Raw genomic sequence first — 22,734 nt, forward strand, 5'->3', positions numbered from 1 at the left:
CTTACTTCTTTTTCAAAAACTTTTTGGCCAAACCTTCTTTAGTAACTTGGCGCTCTCTTGCTATAGCAAACCCACCATCTGGGATATCTTTGTTTATCGTTGATCCGCTAGCTACATATGCCTCGTCTCCAATTTTGACTGGAGCAATCATTTGTGAATCTGAACCTATAAAACAGCCTTTACCAATTGTAGTTTTGTGTTTATTGGCACCATCGTAATTACACGTGATAAATCCGCACCCAATATTAGAATCCTCGCCAATTTCGGCGTCTCCAACATAACTTAAATGTGAAACTTTAACACCCTTATCCAGCCGAGTTTTCTTTATCTCAACAAAGTTACCAATTTTACATTCGTCTTTAACAATTGAATCAGGTCTTAAATGGGCAAATGGGCCTATGGTAACATTATCGCCTAGTCTTGAATCTTCCAAAATGCAGTATGGTTTAATGGTTGTTTGTTTTCCAATAATAGTATTTTTTATAACTGAACCAGGTAACAAGATACATTTTTCACCGATTTTTGTGCCTGATTGTATGAAATTATTTGGATAAACAGTTGTTCCTCTACCAATTTCAACATCGTAGTCTAAATACGTGTGCCGAGATTCTACAAAATAGACCCCATCATTTTGGAGCTGAGCTGCTCGCTCTTTTCTTAGAATTGTATTTACTTTATCCAGTTGGTCAGGATTATTTACGCCTAAAAAGGAACCATCGTCTTCAAATTCACAAGAAGTGACATTTCGACCTTGTTGAAAAAGATCAGTAAGATAGAGCTCTCCAGATTGATTATTAGTATTAAGAGAATCAAGATGATCTAATATGTAACTAGTTTTGAAAATATAAAGTCCACTATTAACAATTTTAATTGTCTTTTGTTGTGTATTTGCGTCTTTTTCTTCAATAATTTTAAGTCCTTTATCTCCTATAACTATTCTCCCATAGCCAGTTGGGTTCGTTGTTTTAAAAGTCGCAACGACTGCATCAGCTTTCGTATCTTTCAAGCATGAAAATAGTTTTTGAAAATGTGATTCTCTTATCAGAGGAGTGTCGGCGCAGGTTATCAATGTAAAGTCATAGTCCTTTGCATCCTTCACTCCAAGAAAATAAGACTTCACCGCATCTCCTGTACCGATTTGCTTTTCTTGGAGTACAGTATTTACATTCTCATATTGCGAAATATGTTCTTCAACTAATTCTCGCTTATGTCCTACAACACAAGAAATATTATCCTTTAAATTTAAATTCTTTGAAAACTTTTTTAGTTCTCTTATCGGAAAATCAATCAGCTTAAGACCTGCAGCAGGTGCAAGAGGCTTAGGTACTTCCATATTTAGTCGCTTTCCTTCTCCTGCCGCTAAAATCACTGAACTAAAACTCTCTGACATATAAAACCTACCTAAGTTGACTATTTAAAGCACGCATTATAGCGCACTCCTAATAAGCTTTGAACACTAACATCTAGAAAACTTTAGTAAAAAAAAGTTAAAAAAAAATATTTATTTTTTACTAAAGATTAAAAAAATAGCAAATTAGGTCATTTTTCTTAAAGCAGTGGACATTTTTTCCCGATCCATTTAGCAGAACGCATTAATAAGTGCAGTTAGCTAATTTGTTTTCGGAGGATCTATGGTTACAAATTACGAGGGTGACAATATCGATTTTAAAGATCATCTCCCCTTGTTACCAATTAGAGATATTGTAGTTTATCCTTTTATGATACTACCTCTATTTGTTGGACGAAAATCATCTATGCAAGCAGTTGATCACTCTCTTAATCAAACAGACCGATTGATTTTGCTGGCCAGCCAAAAAGATATTACTGCTGAAACTCCTTCTCCAAGTGAAATTTATGAACTGGGAACAGTTGCTATCATTATGAGAATGAGAAAACTACCAGATGGAAGAATAAAAATTCTAGTACAAGGACTCAGTAAGGCCAGAATCCTTGAGTATACACAAGAAGCACCTTTTTTTAGTGCAAAATTAATGAAAGTAGATGATATTTTTGCAGATGGAAAAGATGTTGCCATCTCTGCATTAATGAGAACAATTCGGGAACAATTAGAGAGAGTCACCTCTCTTGGAAAAATATTACCAGATAATATACTCATGATTCTAGAAGATGTGAATGAACCTGGTAGACTTGCTGATCTTGTCTCTTCTAATCTCAATTTAAATGTGGCCGAGGCACAACTTATTTTAGAAATTCTCGATCCTGTTGAGAGGCTTCATAAAATTAATGAAATCCTTACTCGTGAAATACAGATTCTGGCCATGCAGGCAAAAATCAAAAATGTTGCAAAAGATGGAATTACAAAAACTCAAAAAGAGTTCTTTCTTAGAGAGCAAATTAAAGCAATTAAAAATGAACTTGGTGATGACCATAATTCTGAGGCCCTCGATGAGTTCACTGAATTAAGACAGAAAATAGTTTCTGCAAATATGCCTGAAGAGGCCTACCAAGAATCAGCAAAGCAACTCTCTCGATTAGAAAAAATGCATCCTGACTCTTCTGAATCAAGCATCATTCGAAATTATTTAGATTGGATGATTGATGTCCCCTGGTCTGTGGAGTCCGAAGAGCATATAGATATTGACGCATCAAAAAAGATACTCGACGAAGATCACTTTGAGCTAGAGAAAGTCAAAGAAAGAGTTCTAGAGTATCTTGCTGTTCGACAGCTCAAGGGCAAAGAAATGAAAGGCCCTATCATGTGTTTTTCAGGGCCACCGGGTGTTGGAAAAACTTCTCTAGGTAAATCAATTGCTCGTGCAACCGGAAGAGAATTTGTCAGAATCTCTCTCGGAGGGGTGAAAGATGAAGCTGAAATCCGTGGACATAGAAGAACTTATGTCGGAGCTATGCCGGGAAGAATCATCCAAGCATTAAAACAGGCAGGTACAAATAATCCCGTCATTCTTTTAGATGAGGTTGATAAGTTAGGAGGGGATTTCAAAGGGGATCCATCTTCTGCACTACTTGAAGTTTTGGATCCAGAACAAAATCACAATTTTAGGGATCATTATCTTAACGTAAATTTTGATCTTTCAAACGTTATGTTTATAGCAACATCTAACGTCCTTTCAGATATTCCAGAACCTTTAAGAGACAGAATGGAAGTTTTAAGTTTGAGTGGATATACTCTCGAAGAAAAAACGGCCATTTGTTCTAGATATCTAATTCCCAAACAAATGGAAGAAAATGGTGTTAACGAGGAACAGATCACTTTTACAAAAGATGGGATTGTAAAAGTCATAAATAGTTTTACTTCTGAAGCAGGTCTAAGAAACTTGGAAAGACAGATAGGTTCATTGTGTCGAAAAGTAGCAATGAAGATTGCTAGAGGTAAAATTGAGCTAACAGAAATAAATCCAAATTCTGTAGAAAAATTATTAGGTCCGCCAATTTATACACAAGAAGAAGAAAAAGATAGAGATGAAATTGGAGTTGCTACTGGTCTGGCATGGACTGCACATGGGGGACAGATTCTCTACATCGAATCAACAAAAATGAAAGGTAGTGGTCTTACACTTACCGGTCAACTGGGCGATGTCATGAAGGAATCAGCAACCGCAGCTATTGGGCATATTCGCTCAAAAGCAAAAGATTATGGAATTGAAGAAGATTTCTATGAGAAATCTGAGTTTCATATACATATTCCCGCAGGGGCAACTCCAAAAGACGGCCCTTCAGCAGGGATTACACTAGCAACAACTATAATGTCATTACTCACAAATTTACCTGTCAGTAAAGATGTTGCCATGACTGGTGAGATAACTTTAACCGGTAAAGTCTTACCTATTGGTGGATTAAAAGAAAAAGCACTAGCGGCCATGCGTATGAATATTTCAACGGTAATTATTCCTTGGAAGAACAAGAAAGATCTGGTCGATATTCCTGAAGAATACAGAAAAAAATTAAATTTTGTACCAGTTAAAGAGCTAGAAGAGGTTCTTGAAGTTGCTCTTATTGGATGGAAAGATCGTGAAAACTCTCTAAAATTTTCAAAAAATAAAAAAATTAAGCGAAAGAATATTCCACCAGTTGCAGCATAAAAATGAGATTTTTGTGGGCCATTATTTTCATCGTCTCTTGCACAACAACCAAAAAAGAATCTCCTTCAATATCAGAAGATGTTCGTTTGCTTAGGCGAATTATGGCCAAAGAAGTTCCCAAAATGAAGGAATGCTATAAAGCAGCAACTCTAAAGAAAAAACAAAGATACGCATATAATCCGACTGTAAAATTTCGAATCAATACTGATAGTACTATGACCAATTTCAATATAGAGCATAAAAACAAAATACCACCTAAAATTGCTCAAGAAATAAATTCATGTCTAGAGAAGATTTTTATGTCTTTGAAGTACCCAAAGGTCAAAGGTGAAATTCCAGTGGATGTCATTCAACCTCTTAATTTCTCAGAGAAAAAATAGTTCTTTTTTTATTTCAATCGCATTATGGACGAGGTCATTATCTCAGACTACAATGGTCTTAGGAGTGTTTATGTCACAAAAAAGTGAAGTCTATATTGCTGTCGTTGATGATTCAGATTTATCTAGAAAGAGTATCGTTGAAATCCTTGAACAAGCAGGTTACAACGTTGTGGGGGATGCCGCAGATGGTACAAAAGCGGTTCTTCTGGCGCAAACAACAAATGCAAACCTCTTTATTATCGATGTTGTGATGCCGGAAGTTAGTGGAATTGAGTTGATGGGTCTTATAAAGGATCATAAAAAAAGTGCGGCCTACATCATGATGTCTTCTCTGAAAATGGAAAGTATTATCCTAGAGTCGATCACTGGAGGGGCGCTAGATTTTCTCATCAAACCATTTTCCAAGGACACATTATTAAGATCTGTCGCGAAATTAGCAAAGCAAATTGAAGAAGGTTCGTTGGAGTAAATATGTTCTCATTAATAAAATTTAGTGCGTATTTTTTTGTTAGTTTTTTAATCCTCAGTTATCCAGTTGGAAATAAAACTGTTTTTAATTATATGTACCAAGTTTCAGAACCTTACTTAGGAGATGTTTATGAGTCAACTTCAAGATTGTTTTCAGGCATAATAAAAAGTGGAGTTGAGTTTACAAAATTGATTTTTGAAAATAGTGATCCAAAGACTTCAAATATTGATGATCTTCAATTAGATAAAGTAAAAAACACAATGGGTTCTCTCTTGAAAGACGACCGTGAAGACAGTTACACTGAAGAAGAAAAAGAGATGCTAGAGAGCATTCTTAAAAAAGAAAAAGAAGGTCAGGAGTGACCTTCTTTTTTATTCAGTTTTAAGAACTTGTTCTTCAGTTTTGGACGCACTTTCCGATTGATCTAACTCCAAGCATTTATCAACTGATAAAAAGCAATTTGGTGTTCTCATTGATTCATTTGGCAATGAACCATCACAAAACTCCTTTTGCCCCAAAACTTGGTGGTTATCGTCTCTATAGACACCTGCCTGAGCAGAGCTCATGATGGCCAGTATTACAAGTGCTCTTCCTATAGTTTTCATTTTCATCTCCCTTTTTGAGATCATTCTTTTGACTATTAAACTGCATAACTCATGCCAATTATCCCTAATGTCATTTAAAGAGGTTAAATAGGGGTGTGAATATTTTGGTGATTAAAATATATACAAAATGCTAAAGAAACTACGAAGTTTAAATAATCATACAATAGTTTGACATATAAAACTATTTAAAATAAACTGGGATTACCAGACCAAAAAAGCGGTTATGTTCGTAACTTCTTAAATGTCTTTGAGATTAGTGCTGGTCTTTTCTTGGGGATGTATTCAAATATTGCCTTTCAAAACCTTTTTGTTGCAAGGGCCCTTATAAAAGAGGGCCCTATTTCAAAAGAGGTATATCTATAAGTTTAAGTGTCGTCTCAGTTATCACAATTAGATTTTATTAAAGCCATTTTAATAATTTTCTAAGCATGGGAAGTTTTCCCCAAAATGGTGGAAATCGTAAATTGTTTTCAAACTTATAACTTCTTTTAAGTATTGGTCTGTAATGAGTGAAGGCATCAAAACTATATTTACCATGATATGCCCCCTGCCCACTATGCCCGACTCCTCCAAAGGGTAATTGTGGATGAGATAAATGTAATACGGTATCATCATAAAGAAGTCCACCTGACCAAGTTCTTTCTCGGATCAGTTTATTTAATTCAAAATCACTTGAAAAACTGTAGAGGGCCAGGGGTCTAGGTCTATTATTTATGAATTTAATGATTTCTTCATAGTTTTGTACTTCAATGATAGGAAGAATAGGACCAAAAATTTCTTCTTCCATCACTTTTTCTCTTCCTGAACATGTTAACAAAGTCGGAGAAATTTTTTGGGTCTCGTCATCAAATTCTCCACCAAAAACACATAAAGAATCCTCTAGTAGAGATTTTAATCGCTCGTAATGTTTTACCGAGATTATCTTTCCATAATCCTTAGATTTTAGTGGATTCTTACCAAAATGTTGTTTGATAATTTTCTGAGCTTCTTCAACAAATCGTTTTTTATCTTCTTTGCGAATAAGTATATAATCAGGAGCTACACAAGTTTGACCACAGTTTAAAAACTTACCCCATATAATTCTTTTAACGGCCTTTTCAAATTTATTTGGATTCCAAAACACACAAGGACTTTTGCCTCCTAGTTCAAGTGTTACTGGAGTAAGGTTTTTGGATGCTGCCTCCATGACAATTTTTCCAACTTGCGTGCTTCCTGTAAAAAAGATTTTATCGAAAGGTAATTTTAACAGTTCTTGAGTTTCTGTGACACCTCCTTCAACCACTTCAATATAGTCGCGCGGAAAGTCTTTTAGAATTTTGGCGATAACTGCAGATGTTGCTGGAGAAAGTTCAGAAGGTCTCAAAATACTTGTACAGCCAGCAGCAATAGCTCCAACTAAGGGGGAAAGCATGAGTAAGAATGGATAATTCCAAGGAGCAATAATCAGTGTCACGCCTAGAGGCATTGGACTGAGGTAACCTTTAGAGGGGAATGTGAGTAAACAACCGCTCACACTTTTCATTTTCATCCATTTTTTTAGGTGTTTTAATGTGTGGTCGATTTCTCTATAGAGAAATCCTACTTCAGACAAAAAGCTTTCGTAATTTGATTTTCCAAGGTCACTATATAGGGCATCAAAAATTTCTTTTTCATGGTTTTGAACACTTTTTTTGAGTTTTTTAAGTTGTTGTGCTCGAAATTGATAATTGATTGTCTCACCATTTTGTAAAAACTGTTTCTGTTTATTTAATAACTGATCCATTTAGATTCACCCCTATAAATTCTGAGGGGCCATCCTAACACAAAAAAAGGCCTCAAAGGAGGCCTTTTTGGATAAAAAATTTAAATTGAAATCTATGCCCCCTGAAATACTTCTTTCTCTGGTTCTTTAGATTCACTTTCTAGTGCAGCATTATGAAAATTAAGATCCTCCTTGCTCTTGAGATAGTCATTCATTTCAGTACAATTTGTACTATCTATAGTTTGACCTATCAAATATCTATCTGTGTCTGTTTTGAATACACGGTTAGATGGTTGTTCGGCCATACCAAATGCCTGGCCCATACTAGCTAATGTAATTAAAGTTAAAAGTGTTTTTTTCATAATCCTCTCCTTTTAAAACTCTCAGCATATATACTGCATACTACATGCCAATATGTAGTTTCCTAAGATCAAAGGTTTACATGTTGGTCTGTTTCATACTGTGTAAGGATGACAAATACCTGTCAAAAAAATCGACAAATATGTGTCTAAGATGTTGAATGTAACTTATTGAAATAAGGAAATATTGAGAATCTAATACAAAGGACGCATGAAATGCTTTTCAATCAAATAATATCTATTGTATTAATTCTGATGAGGTACAAGCATGAAAAATTTCAAATGTTTACTTGTATTAACAATGATTTGCCTATTTCCCAAGAATGGAATCTGTATTGAGTTTTATGAAACACTTTTGACAGGCCAGGCAGAGAAGGCCTTACAATTACTCAAGGAGAATTCAAGTATTGCCTATTCTTTATACGATCAGAATTTAACGACTCTTCATTTAGCTGCTCAGCATGGAGAAATAGAAGTCATAAAAGAGTTACTGGCAATTGATCCCAAATTCATCAAGATGCGCGATAGTACCTATGATACAGCATATGATTTGGCAGTATTTTTTGAGTCTAGTGAAGTGGCCAGTTATCTGCTAGACGTCGATCCATCGTTGGCGTATCCATCAGAAAAACAGAAACATCCAAGTGTTAACTTCGCGGCCAAATGGAATAATGTGGAGTTGCTCTCAAAAATTGCGGAGATTGATATAAATATTCTCAAGATTGATGACATAAGAGGATGGTCACCGATTCATCATGCTGTTGCAAATAAAAGCAGACAGGCGGCACACTTTATTCTGAGACATCTTCCATTTGAGGCCCATGTAACGACTAAAAAAAATGAAACTCCTTTGCACCTTGCCGCTATAGAAAATGATTTTGAAATTGCGAGAAGTTTAATTGAAGTAACCAAAGATGATCCTACTTATTTGGGAATCAGTGATACAAAAAATGAAACAGTACTTCATAAAGCTGCTCGTATTGGAAATATTCAGTTGATTAAACTAATCTTAAGATATAATTCGAAAATAAAGGATTTAAGAAATATAGATGGTTTAACAGCTTCTGAAATTGCGAGGAAGAAGCAGGATTTCAGGGCAGCTGCGGTGATAGAAAATAGATCCTATCTTTTTTCTCTTTGTCAGTCTAAGTTTGCTGAACTGTTTTAGTGTGAAATAAGTTTATTAATCTTCAGCAAGTTAAGGAGTAGGACTAAGTTCAGTATTAGAAGAATCACTAGGATTTGATGTTTTACTATCTATTGTTATTGTAGCTGGAGTAACAGTTGGAGTAGCAAATATAGGAGCATCGACATTACGTTTATTACCGCTACTTCCTTCTACAACAGCACACGGCTTACACATTTGGCCTTGACATTTAGGAGTAGTTTGACCTTCAGCTTGTTGAGGTGCAGTGGTTTCCGCAAAAACATTTCCAAAAACCACCATTGATATAAAAAAAGCTAATATTTTAAACATTTTCATATTATTACCCTTTTAAAATTATAAATTTAAATTCACTCCAGCTGGCTTTACAATTGTAAGCAATGATTGAAACGCCTGAGTCACTTGAAGCGCCATCTTATGCCCAGCTTTAGATTCTACTTTTTTAATCTCTCCAAAGTTATCATAACGTACGTTTATTTTACCTACATTATCCATAGCTATCTCAACTGGCTTACCGTTTGCATCGTACTTAAAGGTTAGAGTTCTTTTGTTTTCTGCCTTATCGCTTTTACCCTTATTATAATCTACCATTTTTTGAATTCTTCCCTTTCTATCATAAACCAGAAGGACAGATTTCCCTTTATCATTTGTCGCTTTTGAAAGATTTCCTTTTTTGTCATATTGAAAATCTGTAGTGCCTTTATTGTTTACAACTTTAGTGATTTTATTAAATGTAGGATGATATTCAAGCTGAACATACTCTCCTCTTGTGGAAGTTTTCTTAGTAAGAAGTCCCTTGTCGTTATATTCGAAAGTCGTAACCTGTTTACCACGAGTTATTTTTAGAGGTTGTCCACAACACTCTGAATAAACTGTCTCAGTTGTAATTCCATTCACATCAGTAGCGATTCTATACGTATACTGAGATCCATCTGGTTTTACTTTGATTTCATATTCATACTTGTTTGATACCGGCTGAGCTGACCCTCTTTTATTTGTAACAGTTGTCCAATAGTGAAAATCTGGATTTTTTGGATTTGAATCATATTTATACTCTGTCCAATCTCCATTTTTCTCAGTTATCTTTTTTACAAATTGTGTGTTTGGCCAGTACTCAATTTGGTATTTTGATCCATCCTTATATGAAATCTGAGTCATGTTGTAGTTATTGTCATACATATATTTATAAACATTTCCAGCAACATCTTCAGATTCAACTAATTTTTTCCCTTCATACTTATAACAAGATTTCTTTTTACCAACGCCCCAAACACATTCGATTTTTCCATTTGGAAACCAAGAAAAAAAGATTTGTTTCGCAAGAGAATCCTTTACTGACTCAAGTTTTCCAGTTTTAGAATAATTGAGTTTAATCCAATAACCATTTTTGGTTTTAACCTCAGCAAGATTACCTTTTTCATTAAATGATTCAACTTTCCCATCACTATAAGTTCTTTCATATCCATCTTTAACTTTTTCTACAATTTGTAACCCTCTTTCATTGCTATAGAGCTTTGTTCCAGCAGCTAAGTTTGATGTCACACCAAACTCTTTAGCATAAGCTTGTCTAAGATCAGCATCATTTCTTAGTTTCTTTCTTAACGTGTCTTCTGCCGTTCCAGTAAGTTGAGACTTCTTTCTCATCGCTTTAATGATCTTATCTACTGCAGCGTCAGCATCAACTGTCTTTTTTGGAGTAAATCTCGTAAGAGCTCCAGCTCCATTTTCATGAATAGTAACAGCTCCATCAGCTCCAACCGTTAAAAATGTATCGTAAGGAATTCCCCATCCAACTCCAAATGAACCATTTTCAATTGACTTTGAGTTATAAGTTCTAGTGACATCAAGAGTTTTACTTCCCCCAGGAACAACTAGATCTGTATAAGATACATAGTAATTTCCATTTTTGTAGTTCACACCACCATAAGACGAACAAAGCGTGAAAGCACTTAATAATGCTATTTTAAAAAATGTTTTTAATGTCATAACAACTTTCCTTTTTAAACCCTCATGTGTCTTTTCGGGTAAGTTTTCTATAATATTGAGTATTTTTTCAAATTTTTATCTGAACGATTTTCCAGATTACAAATCCTCCAACATTCGTAAGGATAATTGCTGCAACAAACAGAGCAATTCCAAGGGGATGACTAGCAGCATTTATCATCTTCTGCGGATCATCAGCTGCAAAAATAAATCCCAAAACATAAGGCATGCAATAAATAACCAACCCTTGCACTAAACCTTGGGCAACATAGGTATCAATTTTTTGCTGAACTCTAACTCGCTCACGAATTACTTCAACAATAGTATCAAATGTTTCAGGAAGATTTCCTCCGGTATCATTTAAAATATTCACACTTGTTACAAACATATCATTATCTTGGAGGGGAATTCTTTTAGCTAGATTTTCAAAACATACTTCTAAAGTAAGACCAAGTTTATTTTCTTGAAGAATAATATTAAATTCTTGTGAAATTGGATTAGGCATTTCATTAACAACCATGCCAATAGATTGCACAATAGACATCCCGGCCCTTATTCCATTTGAAAGTAAAGTTAATCCGTCAACCATTTGCCCCTGGTATGCCTTGATTCTTTTACTGTAGAGATGATCTACTACTGGTCTAGGAATTTTCCAGCCAATAACAAAAAATATACTCGCCAAAACTATTCCAAGTAAATATTTACTAAAAATGAAACAGATAATTAGAAAAATTGAACTTGGAACAAATGCAAGTGCCAATAATATATATGTTATATGATCTTCTTTAATTTTAATGAAAAGAAGTTCAAGTTTTTCCATTATATAATTTCTAGTTCCGTAAGTTTGTTGTTCAATCCAGCTGAACATTTCAATACTATACTTATAGGAAAATACGAAGACCACAAATCCTATTGATCCGATTACTCCATTCATTCCCATCATTAAAACTAAGTCTGACATATTCTACTCTGATGTTGTAAATAAACCTTTAGGAACCTTGCGCCCTTTCTTCTCAAGTATTTCAACAAATTTAGGAATAAAACCTGTTGCCTGAAACTTCCCTCTTACTTCTGGCTTTCCAGTTTTAGGATTTCTATCAAATGAGAGTTGCTTAAATTCAAAAATATCTTGTAAGGTTACAACTTCTCCTTGGATCCCAGCAACCTCGGTAATGTAAGTGACTTTTCTACTACCATCGTCAAGTCTTTTTTGTTGGACTATTAAGTGAATAGCACTAGCAATCATTTTTCGAATTGCATTTGGGGATAATCCTGCTCCAGCATATTGTACGAGAGTTTCAATTCTTCCTATACATTCCCTTGGATTATTCGAGTGAATAGTTGTTAGTGATCCATCATGTCCAGTACCCATTGCTTGTAACATATCGAGAGTTTCACCACCCCTACACTCTCCAACAATAATTCTATCCGGTCTCATTCTTAATGTTTGTTTAACTAAAAGTCTGATATCTATTTCACCATTTCCCTCTAAATTTGGTGGACGTGTTTCTAACCTCACAACATGTTCTTGAGGAAGATCAAGCTCAGCAGAGTCTTCACAAGTAATAATTCTCTCATCGGCTGGAATAAATCCCCCCAAGATATTGATCAGAGTCGTTTTTCCTGAACCAGTACCACCACTTACAACGATGTTTCTGAAACCTTCAACTGCAATTCTTAGAAAATCGGCCATTGGTCTGGTGAGAGAGCCATAATTCACAAGATCTTTATAAGTGAGTCGATTTTCAGGGAACTTTCGGATCGTTATTGTTGGTCCATTAAGAGCACAAGGAGGAATAATTGCATGAACTCTCGACCCATCTTGCAAACGAGCATCGACAAACGGCACTTTCTCATCAATTCTCCTTCCAATTGGATGAACAATTCTTGAAATAACCGTATATACTTGTTTGTTATTTGTAAAAGTTACTTTTGAAAGATTGAGCTGACCACCTTGCTCATAATATATTTTATCAAAACCATTAACCATGATTTCTGAAATATTTTTATCTGCAAGAAGTTTCTCTAACGGCCCTAATCCTAAGGCCTCATCTAAGATTTCTTGGACAATTTGTCCCATCTCTTCTCTGTTTTTTATAATGGACTTTGTATCTTCTTTATTTAGTAAATCAACAATTACTTTTCTTGTTTTTTCTCTGAGAATAATTTGTGATTTTGGATCATCATTCTTATCATCTTCTATACCAACTTCTTCAACGAGGCCCTTGTGAATTCTAGATTTTAATTCGATCCAAGATTTTGACACTTCTGTCGAATTTGATTTTTTGTCACCAGAAACTCCGATTTCAACAGGTTTGTTTAATTTTGCAAGTGATTTCAACACATTTTTTTGAATCAATTTTCTTACGGTTTCAGTCATGCCTTTTGCAAAATTACTATTTTTTTGCGCCCCAACCATTATGGCCTGAGAGCGAGTGAGAGATTGAATACATGCCTGCTCATCTTTAGGAATTGTTGAAAAAACAGCTTTTCCAAGTTGTTTACCAACAGTTTCTGCGGTAATAGGATGACCTTTTTGATACTGATTTAAAATAAATTGTATCATTTCTTTGGGAAACATCATTGTAACTAAATCTGAAAAAACTTTTTTAGTTTGATTTATTGCTAAGATATCTGGCGTTACAACTAATAAAATAAGAGTGGAGTGTTCGAGTGCCTTTGTTGCAAGAGGTGTAAGTTCACTACCCAAGTCTAGTACAGTCACCGGAAATATTGAAGTGAAGGCCTTAATATGTTTTCCTAAAGCTTCAGCATCAATTGAGTCTGCAGCAACACTATCATTAGTCATCCCTAAATAGGCAAGGTTTTGAGGTGTTATTGTGACATATTGTTGAATATTTCGAGGATCAAGTGCTCCATTGAAATCTGCTAGGTCTTTAACAGTTTTTTTTCCCTTAATCCCTGTAATAATATTTTGATCCCCAGAGGCCTTTTGATCAAAATCTACGAGGAGAACCTTTTGTCTAGACTCAGTAGCATAAGCATAGGCCAGATTTGCAGCAACCATTGATTTCCCAACACCACCTTTTCCGCCTAATACAGAAATAATAAAGCCGGCCACTATTGTCTCCTTCTTCTGAATTTCTTCTTGATTGACTCAGTCCCCTCTGAAGCAGAATCAATGACAGTAGGGGTGACAAAAACTACAAATTGAGATTTTTCTGTTTTATATGCTTTAGCTCGAAGAAATGAAAATAATGATGATGATCCTTCAGGAATACTATCAGCGTTTTGATCAGGGTTATCAAAGTTTGTGGAACTTGTGTTAACAACAACTCCACCTATAACGGCAGATTCACCTGACTTTACTATTAGTTGTGTGTCAAGATTATTACTTAATGTTTCTGGAGGAGTTCCTACATTTGAACTTACCGCCACACTTATATTTAAGTGAATTTTATCATTGGAACGAATACTTGGTTGAATCTTCATATCAAAGCCAGCTTCTGCTTTTTCTGAAGTTAAAAACTCTCCAGACCCTAGACTAAAACGCTTTACTGATGATTTTTTAATATTTCCCTTTGATTCATTTTGAACAATAATCATTCCCGACTGAACAATTCTAGCGTATCCGGCATTTTTTGCAGAGGCCAACTTCGGAATCAAATTTGAAATAGTTCCTGAAAATGTATTATTATCATTAGTGGTAACTCCCCCATCTACTGTCTTACCAAAAGAGATTGAACCTTTTCCTTCTGTTAAAAATGGGTTCCATCTGAAGGAGAATATTTTATTATAATTTTTGGTTAGCTCCACAAATTGCGCTGAAATTTTAACCATTTTGGGAAGTGGCTTAGGTTGCGACTGCACATTTACAGTTATAAAATTTCTCAAAGGGAGGCCACTTTCAGTGATTGATTGAACGCTATCTGTTCTCGCTGCTAAAGATTGTATACGATCAGGTAAATAGGCCTTCGCTATTTCAAAAGCGTGTGTTTTTTTTGCATCACTATTGACAACCCCTTCTATCCAAAATCTTTTATTCACAACTCGTACTTTAACATCTCGCATGTCATTTTGTTGAATTTCATCTTGCATCTTTTGAGCAATGACCCTTTGGGTCTGGGGAGAAAGTTCAACAAGTCTTAATACGTCTTCATATTTTTCAAGGACGACGGCAATTTTTCCTATATCAGAAGGTACAACTATTTCACCTCCCACATAAACACTATCGCCCAAAACGCCTATTTCAACTCCTTCGATATCTTTGAGTGCATCTTGCAATTCTTGAATAACTTTCGTGTGGTTTGTGGCCCTTACAGTAATTTCTAAAATCTTTTTTACCTTACCATGTCTATCTCTGACTCTAAGAATTGTTGTCCCCGGTTTCTCTCCAAGAATAACGATTTCTCTGTTGATGGGAATAAATTCTAAACTTAAAAGGCCTGATTGGTCTGGACGAATTTTAGTATCAACATCAAAATCAAATGTCATACTCTTACCTAGCCCAATAATAACATCAACATTTTCTTTCTTGATACTATCTTCTTGCGCGTAAGATAAGTTTAAAATCGTAAGTAAGATAAATACAAAGTGAGTCAATTATCTGCCTCCTCGTTTTTGTTGATCATATCTTTCTTGAAAATAAACTTTGGCCTCAGTTGAATCCTCTATGTCATCTCCTAAAAGGACATCAAAGAGGTTAGTTGATTTCAACGAGATAGAACTATTATCATTATTATTTCTAAGAGCGAGATATGGCCTTCCACGCAAATGAGATAAAACAAAAGATAATCTTTGAGCTTCAATTGGAGTAAGTTCTAAGGTAACAGTGTTGAAATCCGTATACGTTGTTAAATTCATTTTTTTTACTTCGCTGTTATCTCCTATTCTTCCGGCCATGGGTATCGTATTCGTAATGAGTTTACCAACAGAAAGAACATATACATTTTGAAACAACGTTTTTGCTTTGTTCCTGTCAAGTCTTCCTCCTGCATAATCAACTCCAATAATAACATCTACCCTATCACCTGGTTTTATAAGTTTTCCCACGGCCTGATCTTCTGAAACCCTTATGGCCATTGCTCTTTTTCCGACACTTATTTGTCTAGACAAACCCGTTTTTGCTCCTGGATAAGTTACTCTCGGGGCCGTAATTTGTTCATTTTTTAGTATAGGAGCAAGTGCAATTGTGTTTTGCAAATCTTCAATTGTTTTGTATGCCTTTGGCGCTTCAAATGCTTTTGGAACTTCCTTTAATGTTAATTTAGTGTGATCAAGTAATGTGAGTTCTGGTATATCCACACTTGCAACGACAACTGTTGTCTTATTTTCATATTGAGCAATATACTTACTCTCAACTCCTTGGATATAGGAATAGACCATAGACATGGCAATTAAGGCAATAACTAAGGCCAGTGTAAACGCTCTGGTATTCATATTCCTCTTCTCCTCCACTATTACACTGTTTTATTGTACTAGAATAAGGAGTTTGCTTCGTGCGGTTAATTTTTCCTATGGCCAACTAATTGATTTTAAATGAATTTATTTGTTTATACACCAACCTGAATTTCCACCACGCATCTCACGAAAGACTTCATTACCCACTTTGAGATAATTAGCACTACACATTCCAAAGCTTGTGAATACCTTAACAAAGGCACTATAGTTTTTGTCTGATCTTTTTTTATCGCAGTCCTCATTTCCTTCAGTAAGGCCACTGATAAGAGGAAAACAAGGAGCATAAGGAGACTCATCAATTATTTTATCGGCCCAAGTTACTGCAAATAGACCAGTTTTTTCATAATCCACAAGATTGACAACATTTGCAACAGGAGGAAGAAATGAATTATTGAATACCCATTGGTTAAAAAAGGAATTCCTGACACTTTTTTGCTGGTTTATTGAAGCATTTATTGCACTTCCAAAGATAATGATCACGGAATAGAGAAAAACAAAAATGGGAACCACAACAATGAGTTCAAATACGGCCTGACCTTTATTTTCTCTTAGAATTTTAAGCATCTTAACATCCATTATCAAAAAAGGTTACCACTAATTCGCTGCCACATGTTGAAGAGGATTGAATGGCCTGACAAACTCTCTCTAAGCATGTCTGTTTTGTAGGTTCTCTTCCTAAATAAGACTCACTGGTTAAATTTAGGTCGTCAGTTCCTCCAAAAAAAGAAAACATTGAAAATCTTTGTTTAAATTTTAAAGATATCCCGTAAAGTCTTGAAGGATCTCCAGGCATTTGTGCTTGAAAACGATTAGATCCATTTTTTATAAAATTCTCAGACAATCCACTTTGTTCAAATACAATTCTTGCTTGATTTTTGGCCTCTCCATCAGTTCCTGAATCACTAGAGCTGTTTCTTTCGTATACTAAAAATGTTCTTGATGCCCTAAAGACTGACCAATGTACGACAAATCCATGCACATAATTATAGGATAAGCTCATGAAAAGAAAGATCATTGAGAACATCAATCCTAATGAAATTATAAACTCTATTGTCGACTGGCCTAGGTTATTCGCCATATCCTTTTTTCGAAACAACATGCCTCCCTGGATCATATAAAGGATGTATTCCTTGTTCATTTTTTTTCACGTAATTTCCATATTGATAAGTGTAAGTCATGATGGATCTCAACGTAGCAAAATAATCGCTATTTCCACCTAAAAATCTTGAAAAAAGTGGACTTCTTAACACGGCAAGCATCAGCAACATTGAAACTGCTAACAGTAAAATATACTCGACGGTTGATTGACCTCTAATATTTTTCAAAAAACAATCCTTGTTTTATTCGCTAAACCAAAAACTATCCATGCAATAAAGACAACAGGGGCAAAAGAAAATTTGCTCCCTAAAAAATCTCTCATATGAGTAAAGTTTCTGGTTACCAAAATTTCAAAGAGTGATTTATAGTTTTTAACTATGTTAATAAAAAGAACACTTCCACCTATAATCACAGTTCCAAATAATAGTGTAATAAAATAACTCTCTTGCAAGTCGATAGGTATAAGTGGAAATAATGTCATTAGAAGTTTTGTATCTCCAGCACTCATTATCTTAAGTTTGAAAAAAACCAGACCGACGCCAAATATTGTTGCGCTAAAAAAAAATGTATTTAACTGAAAAAAATAATACTCGGGCCAGCTTAAGAAGAACACTATGCCAAAAAAAATGTTCACAAAAACCCATATATTTTTGATGGTTTTATATCTAAAATCTAAATAGGCGATTATCAAAAGTTCAATACATAAAATAACAAACACTGTTCCAGGGATGGCCATCAATTATCTCCCTCGTTTGTGATTTGATTAATATAAGTATTCTCAAGACAATTTTTTGCACAATTTCCGGTGGAGAGCTTTTGACTAAGTCTCATGGCCAGTTGAGTAAACACAGTAGAAAAAGTTGACTGAAGGGCCCGGAAAAAACCAAATGATATTCCTGCGACTAAAACAAAAATAAGTAAATATTCAACGACGGCCTGTCCTTGGTGACGTTTTTTCTTCATGATTTATTATATACAAGAGGTGATCCATTTTACAATGTACAGAAGTTGGTTAAGTATTTTTTTGCATCTTAAACTCTAGATATTTAAAAATGTCTTTTTTAGCGACTTAACAAATCTATTAATTAGGGCCTGAACTCGAAGCATTTTGGATATCATTAGCAATATTTCCCATACCACTAAAAATTTGATTGGTAATTTTATCTATTTGCGTAGTAGCTGTATTTCTAAACTTGAAGACAATTAAGGCAACAACGGCCACTAACAGAATGTATTCAGTAGAAGTCTGACCATTTTCATCCTTCCAGAATGAGATAAGTAACTGTTTCATCTCACCAACCTCCTAAAATTGGAACATGAGCCTATATCGGAGGGTTTGATTCATTTCTTTAATAACCTACGTCCCAATTTCCCTCTAGGCACTCCTATTTTACGCCAAGCACAAGTTATCACCAAGAGAATAATGCCCATTTTTTTCTTTTTTTAAGTTAACCTATTGTAATTACACAATATGTTAATATTTCAGGGCCATTTTGATAAATTTCGGCCATAATAGAGTTGGGTCTTGTGGTTGGCATAGCGAGTTTCGCCCTACAAGCATTGTATCGGGAGCAGTCCCTGGTCATGGTGAGCGAGCTTACCCCTAACGGTGTAGTAAGAGGCCTAAAGTGATTATTAACTGTGCCCACCTGTCAAAAGACGGGCGGAGTCCTCAAAACTGCAAGACCCTTCTTGACTTGCCTTTCTTAATCGCAGACAATTTCCTAATGGAGAATTTAAATCAAACAGATAGTTTCATTAATACAACTTGGATTGAAAATCTTGCTCTAGAAGAACTCGGCATGGAAGAATCAGGTGTTATTCATTTTAGTGATCATCTGGGACCAGATCTTTTACTAGAGGAATCTTCAATTCAATTTATGGATCTTATACGAGAAAGACTTGAACTTTATGTCGCTAAATTTAATGAGTATAGAGGAAACATAGGTCATAGTGGGCAGATTAAAATCTTCAAAATTTCAAATACAGTAAACGACTTCATGCTTTTTAGAAATTCATTACGTCTTATTTTTGCTAGAAAGGCCAATGATTTGATTACGATTGGTTTTATGTCTGGAAGAGATGGGGTGTATTCGGCCAGATTAAGTGGAGATACTCCTTCCGATTATCATCAATCTCTGCATGAATTGCGCGCAACAGTTGGACCTTTTAATGATATTAAGTGGACCTTTCAAGGTGAAAATATCAATTTAGATTCTATGGCCAAGCATTATTTAAGTGAATTCATCCGGAACTCCTCTAGATAAATTTAAGTTCTGAACTTGTTTCACCTTTTTTGGGGTCTAGTCCCTTTCCATGAAACCTACGAAAAGTAAAATTGAGAGATTCTTCGATTGAAGGCATTTTTACATGGAGACCACCTTCAATATTTTGCGTCCCGAGTTGGTAATAAGAAGGCCCTGAGGTTAAAGTAATTCCTGTACTATCTAGAATTGGATAAGTCCATCGTCCTTTTGAAATTTTTTCTCCACTATCTTTAAAGATTTCAGTATATTTTTTTGCAAAATGATAATGAGTCATTACATCTGTTGAAGTCACTTGCAGGAGTCTATTTGAAACATTTCTCTCAATACATAACCTAAGAACCATTGAAAGATAATTAACATCTAAAAAACCTGTATGAAGGAAATCATCTGCTTGGACTGTTTCTCCTTCAAAGAGTTGACGTTGAATACATTCAAACCAGTTTTCTTGGTTTTGAACATAGCTTCTTCCATAGAGGTTGCAACATCTGAGGATCAGATAATTGAGTGAAGATTTTTGTATATAAAATTCAGCGGATGATTTTGTTTTTCCAAAAATTGTATTTGGATCGGGAATATCCATCTCTTTATAGATTTTGTTTTCTCCACCAAAAACATAGGCCGTTGATAAAAAGCAAACTCTAGATTTATAGCGCTGACAATATTCATTAACATTGAACAGTCCTATTGTGTTTAGAGCATCTGCAAGTTCTGGGGCCTTTGAACAATCAACGGTAGAACTTAGACCTGCACAATAAATGGCAATATCAGGTTTGGTTTCATAAAGAGCAAGTTGTACTGCATCTTTATTCAAAACATCACAAGGAAAGGTAAAAACTCCAGGGATTTCTACATGATTGGTGTGATAAGTTCCGGCAACTTTATAATCATATTTCAGAAACTGGGCAATATTTGATCCCACAAAAGATGAAATACCAAAAATAAGAACTGTTTTTTGGTTCGCAAAAGGTTTTTGAAAATTTCCGTCGATGACATTGTTCTCTTTCACTAATTGATTGTACCTTGAATAATATTAAAATTCTTATATTGGTAAGTATTACCCATAGAGAATATCATCAGATTTGTTTGGAATTCATTCTTTAAATGAAAAATAGTGCACTTCTTAAGGCCAAAATAAATAAAAAATTACATTTTTTCCAAACACCATCTGAAAAAAAGAGTATTCCTGCTTAATAATTAGACAAATTTATAAAAGGATATGTAAATATGAACGATGGTGAGCAATTGGAGTGGATTTCACGATAATATGGTTGTATTCGATAATATGGATTTGGCAGAGGGATAAAAGTTGATTAAAAAGGCCGTGTATTATTTTATTAAAGGTTTAATGATTCTTCTAATGAATGGGAAGGTCTTGTCTAATGACGCATGCGTTCCTAGACATTTGCTTGGAATAAAAGAATTTTCTTCAGACATTATCGCATCAGACAACAACGTAAGACTTTTTGGACTTGAACAGGCCAATATTGATAAACTTTATCGAGTACTTATGTCTTTTGACCATTCTTCGAAAACATTATTAGATGAATTAACAAAAGTGTTTGAGAAATACAAAAAAGGTGACCGTAATACTGAAGACCATTTCATTGTTTTGTTTGATCAATATCCTGAAGTTCTTCAAGTTATCAAAAAAAATAATCTACATCTTTATGAAGTTATCTCAGGGGAACTTTATTATGACTTATCAAAGCATGATTTATTTCTAGGGTTGTCTCCAGAAGATCTTAAGTTGTATTTTAAAAACTTGGCCGTGTTACAATTAGAAAATAAATGTTGTGTTGGATGCCCCTGGTGTGGGCTTTCACTCAACAATCAAGACGGCCCTTATAAACAGCTAGATGTTAAGCTCGTCAGAACAATTTTTAAGTATTTAAAAGAATCTGGTGGATCTTTAGGGATGATGTATCATGAATCTGATCCTCTAAGCTATAGAATGCCTCTGAGGAATGGTAGCGAAATCTATTACGATTATTTTCATCTTCACGACCTCTACTACAAAATGACTGGAAATGGATTACATTTTACGACAGTAGTACCTAAAGGTTCAGAGAATTTACTTTTAAAGGCATTAAAAGAGGGGCGTATTAATGAGCTGAATACTACTCATTATCAAATAGGACTCAGTCATATAAATAAGGCAAGACTTGAAAAAAAAATAGATGGCAAAGAAAACTTACTTGAACAAATTGAACAAATTGAATTTGAAAGAGATTTAAAAAAAAGTGAACGCGAAGACAGTATTATTAAAGAAGTGATTAAACTCCTGAGGCAAAAATACAGTCACCTTCCTACAAACGTCTTTGATTGGAATATTGATGGTACTGAAATAAAAATTTACCAATATGTCTTTATTTTGCAGAAAGCAAAAAAAATGTTAACTCAAAAACATCCACTTACTTTAGATGAATTTTCAAATTTATTCCAAAATGGAAATATCTACAGAAACATCAATCACAAGAAGTTGGGATTTAATGAAACCTTTGCAGGAGGAATTCCTGCGAGTGAATATGCCGAGTTGCTTACAAAAACAAGACAAGATTTTTATCAAGTAGAAACTTTGCCCCCCAAATTAAAATTGGAAGACGTTGAGCCTAGAGAAATTGGCAATGGCCTAACCAATACTAAAGCGTCACATTATATAACTTCTCTACAAGAACACGGAATTGCTTCTTATAATGGGGGGCTTATTACTCCTGATAACGTATACAACTCTGTAAATATTGGTCTACCAAACAAAGATTTTCCCGATGGACTTGTCGTTAGAAAAGTAATGCCTAAGGATGACAGATCAGAGAACTTTCCTCTAATCGATAAAATAGAAAAAGTGGTGGATTCTGGTATTGTGAAAATTGAGTACAGCAATGGACTTAATACGAGCTTTAGACTTTTGAACGATTTAAATGAAAGCTTTGTAGATTATACTATTGTTAGAAAAGATGGAAAAGTTTATGCTATTCAAAATTCAATTCTAATGGAAGTTAATCCTCGTTTTTCAATTTTTACTCGATTTGGAAGACTCAATGAAATCACTCAAGAAGGTTGGAATATATTGCAAGAGATCGTTTCTGATAAAAAATAATATTCATTTTTGAATTGCCCTTAAATCTTATTCAAATTTAATTTTCATAATGCAGTATCTCTATAAAACCTAAGTTCAATTGAGAGTG

The 22,734-nt window shown here is 34.7% G+C and carries 24 protein-coding genes; 7 read left to right on the forward strand and 17 right to left on the reverse strand.

Annotation, left to right across the window (positions count from 1 at the left end):
• Position 1 precedes the first annotated feature (1 nt).
• Positions 2-1,390, reverse strand: coding sequence for a bifunctional UDP-N-acetylglucosamine diphosphorylase/glucosamine-1-phosphate N-acetyltransferase GlmU (gene glmU / locus H6622_02210; protein MCB9060317.1), 1,389 nt, complete (start codon positions 1,388-1,390; stop codon positions 2-4).
• Positions 1,391-1,631: 241 nt separating this feature from the next.
• Between glmU and lon the strand changes: the two genes are divergently transcribed.
• The 4 genes from lon (at position 1,632) to H6622_02230 (ending at position 5,272) form a co-directional block, all read left to right on the forward strand.
• Positions 1,632-4,061 (forward strand): endopeptidase La, encoded by a 2,430-nt coding sequence (lon, locus tag H6622_02215; GenBank protein MCB9060318.1) that lies wholly within the window; start codon positions 1,632-1,634, stop codon positions 4,059-4,061.
• Between the two features lie 2 nt (positions 4,062-4,063).
• Positions 4,064-4,441 (forward strand): hypothetical protein, encoded by a 378-nt coding sequence (locus tag H6622_02220; protein ID MCB9060319.1) that lies wholly within the window; start codon positions 4,064-4,066, stop codon positions 4,439-4,441.
• A gap of 70 nt (positions 4,442-4,511) precedes the next feature.
• Positions 4,512-4,910: a response regulator gene (locus H6622_02225; protein ID MCB9060320.1), complete on the forward strand. Its 399-nt coding sequence runs from the start codon at positions 4,512-4,514 to the stop codon at positions 4,908-4,910.
• A gap of 2 nt (positions 4,911-4,912) precedes the next feature.
• The gene (locus H6622_02230) at positions 4,913-5,272 is read left to right on the forward strand and encodes a hypothetical protein (protein MCB9060321.1); all 360 of its coding nucleotides are present in this window, start codon (positions 4,913-4,915) and stop codon (positions 5,270-5,272) included.
• 9 nt (positions 5,273-5,281) lie between these two features.
• On the opposite strand, the gene H6622_02235 is transcribed toward H6622_02230, so the two are convergent.
• The 3 genes from H6622_02235 to H6622_02245 form a co-directional block, all read right to left on the reverse strand.
• Positions 5,282-5,515 (reverse strand): hypothetical protein, encoded by a 234-nt coding sequence (locus H6622_02235; GenBank protein MCB9060322.1) that lies wholly within the window; start codon positions 5,513-5,515, stop codon positions 5,282-5,284.
• A gap of 400 nt (positions 5,516-5,915) precedes the next feature.
• A complete protein-coding gene (locus H6622_02240; protein MCB9060323.1) occupies positions 5,916-7,277 on the reverse strand; it encodes an aldehyde dehydrogenase family protein in 1,362 nt (453 codons plus the stop codon).
• A gap of 92 nt (positions 7,278-7,369) precedes the next feature.
• Positions 7,370-7,618: a hypothetical protein gene (locus tag H6622_02245; GenBank protein MCB9060324.1), complete on the reverse strand. Its 249-nt coding sequence runs from the start codon at positions 7,616-7,618 to the stop codon at positions 7,370-7,372.
• A 265-nt stretch (positions 7,619-7,883) separates the two neighbouring features.
• Here H6622_02245 and H6622_02250 point away from each other — a divergent pair, with 265 nt between their 5' ends.
• The gene (locus H6622_02250; protein MCB9060325.1) at positions 7,884-8,783 is read left to right on the forward strand and encodes an ankyrin repeat domain-containing protein; all 900 of its coding nucleotides are present in this window, start codon (positions 7,884-7,886) and stop codon (positions 8,781-8,783) included.
• A 30-nt stretch (positions 8,784-8,813) separates the two neighbouring features.
• Here the strand turns inward: H6622_02250 and H6622_02255 are convergent, their stop codons facing one another.
• The 12 genes from H6622_02255 to H6622_02310 form a co-directional block, all read right to left on the reverse strand.
• Positions 8,814-9,098: a hypothetical protein gene (locus H6622_02255; GenBank protein MCB9060326.1), complete on the reverse strand. Its 285-nt coding sequence runs from the start codon at positions 9,096-9,098 to the stop codon at positions 8,814-8,816.
• An 18-nt stretch (positions 9,099-9,116) separates the two neighbouring features.
• Positions 9,117-10,766, reverse strand: a complete 1,650-nt coding sequence (locus tag H6622_02260) for an RHS repeat protein (protein MCB9060327.1) — start codon at positions 10,764-10,766, stop codon at positions 9,117-9,119.
• Positions 10,767-10,833: 67 nt separating this feature from the next.
• The gene (locus H6622_02265) at positions 10,834-11,724 is read right to left on the reverse strand and encodes a type II secretion system F family protein (GenBank protein ID MCB9060328.1); all 891 of its coding nucleotides are present in this window, start codon (positions 11,722-11,724) and stop codon (positions 10,834-10,836) included.
• A gap of 3 nt (positions 11,725-11,727) precedes the next feature.
• A complete protein-coding gene (gene tadA / locus H6622_02270) occupies positions 11,728-13,845 on the reverse strand; it encodes a Flp pilus assembly complex ATPase component TadA (GenBank protein MCB9060329.1) in 2,118 nt (705 codons plus the stop codon).
• Positions 13,845-15,326 carry a hypothetical protein gene (locus tag H6622_02275; protein ID MCB9060330.1) on the reverse strand — a complete coding sequence of 494 codons (1,482 nt, stop codon included), beginning with the start codon at positions 15,324-15,326 and terminating at the stop codon, positions 13,845-13,847. Before H6622_02275 ends, tadA begins: the two co-directional genes overlap by 1 nt.
• A complete protein-coding gene (gene cpaB / locus H6622_02280; protein ID MCB9060331.1) occupies positions 15,327-16,163 on the reverse strand; it encodes a Flp pilus assembly protein CpaB in 837 nt (278 codons plus the stop codon).
• 105 nt (positions 16,164-16,268) lie between these two features.
• Entirely contained in the window at positions 16,269-16,748 is a 480-nt protein-coding gene (locus H6622_02285) for a hypothetical protein (GenBank protein ID MCB9060332.1), read from the reverse strand.
• Position 16,749: 1 nt separating this feature from the next.
• Positions 16,750-17,262, reverse strand: coding sequence for a hypothetical protein (locus H6622_02290; protein MCB9060333.1), 513 nt, complete (start codon positions 17,260-17,262; stop codon positions 16,750-16,752).
• On the reverse strand, positions 17,252-17,509 hold the full coding sequence (locus tag H6622_02295; GenBank protein ID MCB9060334.1) for a hypothetical protein: 258 nt from the start codon (positions 17,507-17,509) through the stop codon (positions 17,252-17,254). Before H6622_02295 ends, H6622_02290 begins: the two co-directional genes overlap by 11 nt.
• Complete coding sequence (locus tag H6622_02300; GenBank protein ID MCB9060335.1) at positions 17,506-18,018, reverse strand: prepilin peptidase; 513 nt, start codon at positions 18,016-18,018, stop codon at positions 17,506-17,508. The genes H6622_02295 and H6622_02300 overlap by 4 nt, the downstream gene beginning before the upstream one ends.
• Entirely contained in the window at positions 18,018-18,245 is a 228-nt protein-coding gene (locus H6622_02305) for a hypothetical protein (GenBank protein ID MCB9060336.1), read from the reverse strand. Before H6622_02305 ends, H6622_02300 begins: the two co-directional genes overlap by 1 nt.
• A gap of 118 nt (positions 18,246-18,363) precedes the next feature.
• On the reverse strand, positions 18,364-18,573 hold the full coding sequence (locus H6622_02310) for a class III signal peptide-containing protein (GenBank protein MCB9060337.1): 210 nt from the start codon (positions 18,571-18,573) through the stop codon (positions 18,364-18,366).
• 436 nt (positions 18,574-19,009) lie between these two features.
• On the opposite strand from H6622_02310, the gene H6622_02315 reads away from it, so the two are divergent.
• Positions 19,010-19,549 carry a hypothetical protein gene (locus tag H6622_02315; GenBank protein ID MCB9060338.1) on the forward strand — a complete coding sequence of 180 codons (540 nt, stop codon included), beginning with the start codon at positions 19,010-19,012 and terminating at the stop codon, positions 19,547-19,549.
• Here the strand turns inward: H6622_02315 and H6622_02320 are convergent.
• Positions 19,542-20,555: a sugar nucleotide-binding protein gene (locus H6622_02320; GenBank protein ID MCB9060339.1), complete on the reverse strand. Its 1,014-nt coding sequence runs from the start codon at positions 20,553-20,555 to the stop codon at positions 19,542-19,544. The genes H6622_02315 and H6622_02320 overlap by 8 nt on opposite strands.
• Positions 20,556-20,855: 300 nt before the next feature.
• Here H6622_02320 and H6622_02325 point away from each other — a divergent pair, with 300 nt between their 5' ends.
• Positions 20,856-22,646, forward strand: coding sequence for a hypothetical protein (locus H6622_02325; GenBank protein ID MCB9060340.1), 1,791 nt, complete (start codon positions 20,856-20,858; stop codon positions 22,644-22,646).
• The last annotated feature ends 88 nt before the right edge of the window (positions 22,647-22,734 follow it).

The organism is Halobacteriovoraceae bacterium (genome assembly GCA_020635115.1).
Classification (GTDB): Bacteria; Bdellovibrionota; Bacteriovoracia; order Bacteriovoracales; family Bacteriovoracaceae; genus JACKAK01.

Coding starts and splice junctions, on each gene's coding strand:
- H6622_02305 (MCB9060336.1), bottom strand. CDS start 18,245: ATGAAGAAAAAACGTCACCAAGGACAGGCCGTCGTTGAATATTTACTT.
- H6622_02245 (MCB9060324.1), bottom strand. CDS start 7,618: ATGAAAAAAACACTTTTAACTTTAATTACATTAGCTAGTATGGGCCAG.
- H6622_02260 (MCB9060327.1), bottom strand. CDS start 10,766: ATGACATTAAAAACATTTTTTAAAATAGCATTATTAAGTGCTTTCACG.
- H6622_02225 (MCB9060320.1), top strand. CDS start 4,512: ATGTCACAAAAAAGTGAAGTCTATATTGCTGTCGTTGATGATTCAGAT.
- H6622_02230 (MCB9060321.1), top strand. CDS start 4,913: ATGTTCTCATTAATAAAATTTAGTGCGTATTTTTTTGTTAGTTTTTTA.
- glmU (MCB9060317.1), bottom strand. CDS start 1,390: ATGTCAGAGAGTTTTAGTTCAGTGATTTTAGCGGCAGGAGAAGGAAAG.
- cpaB (MCB9060331.1), bottom strand. CDS start 16,163: ATGAATACCAGAGCGTTTACACTGGCCTTAGTTATTGCCTTAATTGCC.
- H6622_02285 (MCB9060332.1), bottom strand. CDS start 16,748: ATGCTTAAAATTCTAAGAGAAAATAAAGGTCAGGCCGTATTTGAACTC.
- H6622_02250 (MCB9060325.1), top strand. CDS start 7,884: ATGAAAAATTTCAAATGTTTACTTGTATTAACAATGATTTGCCTATTT.
- H6622_02265 (MCB9060328.1), bottom strand. CDS start 11,724: ATGTCAGACTTAGTTTTAATGATGGGAATGAATGGAGTAATCGGATCA.
- H6622_02240 (MCB9060323.1), bottom strand. CDS start 7,277: ATGGATCAGTTATTAAATAAACAGAAACAGTTTTTACAAAATGGTGAG.
- H6622_02310 (MCB9060337.1), bottom strand. CDS start 18,573: ATGAAACAGTTACTTATCTCATTCTGGAAGGATGAAAATGGTCAGACT.
- H6622_02220 (MCB9060319.1), top strand. CDS start 4,064: ATGAGATTTTTGTGGGCCATTATTTTCATCGTCTCTTGCACAACAACC.
- H6622_02300 (MCB9060335.1), bottom strand. CDS start 18,018: ATGGCCATCCCTGGAACAGTGTTTGTTATTTTATGTATTGAACTTTTG.
- H6622_02290 (MCB9060333.1), bottom strand. CDS start 17,262: ATGGCGAATAACCTAGGCCAGTCGACAATAGAGTTTATAATTTCATTA.
- H6622_02255 (MCB9060326.1), bottom strand. CDS start 9,098: ATGAAAATGTTTAAAATATTAGCTTTTTTTATATCAATGGTGGTTTTT.
- lon (MCB9060318.1), top strand. CDS start 1,632: ATGGTTACAAATTACGAGGGTGACAATATCGATTTTAAAGATCATCTC.
- H6622_02315 (MCB9060338.1), top strand. CDS start 19,010: ATGGAGAATTTAAATCAAACAGATAGTTTCATTAATACAACTTGGATT.
- H6622_02235 (MCB9060322.1), bottom strand. CDS start 5,515: ATGAAAACTATAGGAAGAGCACTTGTAATACTGGCCATCATGAGCTCT.